The following is a 1,464-nucleotide window of genomic DNA, read 5'->3' on the forward strand; positions in this document are numbered from 1 at the left end:
CCACCGGCCACCAGGGCCACGGTGTCGCCCACGCCCGCCAGCATGTTGATGGTGCCCGGCACGCCCGTGGCGGCGATGGTGCCGCCGGTCAGGACAGCCGCACCGCTGACGGCCAGCTGGGCGCTGCCGTACGCCACCTGCAAGGTGCCCGCCGACTGGCTGTAGGTGCCGTTGACACCGATGATAGTGGTCAGCCGCAGGGAGGCGCCACTGTTGACCAGGGTGTTGGTCCCGCCCACGTCAACCTGGTCGTTCAGCCACAGGTTGCCGCCGGCCAACGCGACGTTGGCCAAAGTGCTGCTGAGGGTGCCGACGCCGGTGGCACCCGTCAGCGTGCCGAAGGTGGAACCGGTGCCGCCGGTGAACACCAGGGCGTTGGCGCTGCTGTTCACCACGTTGCCGGCGATCACGCCGCTGTTGGCGATGGGGCCGACGCTGCCCTGGTTGTACAGGGCGGTGACGCCAGTGATGGTGCCGCTGTTGTTGAGGGCGCCGATGGTGGAACCGATGGCGTTGCGCAGGGCCCGGCCCGTGACGGTATCGGTGGCGCTGATGACGCCGCTGTTGCCGACGCTGTCGATGGTGCCGCTGTTGTACAGGCCGTAGGCGACGCTGCTGATGCTGCCCATGTTGGTGAGCACGCCGATGCTGCCGGCGTTGTTCAGGCCCGCAGCCTGCGCCGAGGGCGCGTCCTTCAGCAGGCCGGTGTTGATGACCGTGCCGATGACGCCCTGGTTCCACAGGCCGACCAGGCCCGTGGCGGTGCCGCTGTTGTCCACCAGGCCGACGGTGCCCCGGTTGCGGATGCCATAGCGGGCGCCGTCCAGCAGGCCGCTGTTGGCCAAGGTGCCCAGGCTGCCGCCGGTGGCGATGTAGGCCGCCGTCACCACGCCGCTGATGGTGCCGCTGTTGCCCAGGCTGCCCAGGGTGCCGCCGATGTAGTCGTTGGCCGCCGTCACCACCAGGTCCACGTTGGACCCGATGGTCTGGGTGCCGGCGGCGATGGTCAGGCCGGTGACGCCGGAGGTCAGGCTGACCCCGGTGTAGCTGGACCCCGCGCCGCCCTGCACCAGGATGGCCCCGTTACTGCCACCCACCACGTAGTTCTGCGTGGCGTCCACGCTGGCGGTGATGGTGCCGCCCGTGATGGCCGCAACGCCGCTGACCACCGCCGACAGTGTGCCCAGCGCCAGCGTCCCACTGGCCTGGCTGTAGTTGCCGGTGATGCTGAGATTGCTGGCCAAGGCCAGGCTGGCGCCGCTGTTGACCACCGTGTGGCTGCCGACGTTGATCGCGTCGCCGATCACCGCCGCGCCGCCGGCGAACACCACGTTGGACGCCGTGTTGCTGATGATGCCACCGGTCAGCGTGCCGCCGCTGCCCGCCAGGACCAGATCGCCCGCCGACAGGTTGACGATGTTGCCGCTGATGGTGCCGCTGTTGCTGACCGTGCCCAGGGTGCCG

1 protein-coding gene is annotated in these 1,464 nt (G+C 69.9%); it reads right to left on the bottom strand.

All coding sequences use genetic code 11. The features are described from left to right. Positions 1–1,464 (bottom strand): beta strand repeat-containing protein (locus FBZ89_RS31115; protein ID WP_211115437.1); only part of this gene is annotated, 1,464 nt, incomplete at both ends.

Source organism: Nitrospirillum amazonense (genome assembly GCF_007828045.1).
Taxonomy (GTDB): domain Bacteria; phylum Pseudomonadota; class Alphaproteobacteria; order Azospirillales; family Azospirillaceae; genus Nitrospirillum; species Nitrospirillum amazonense_C.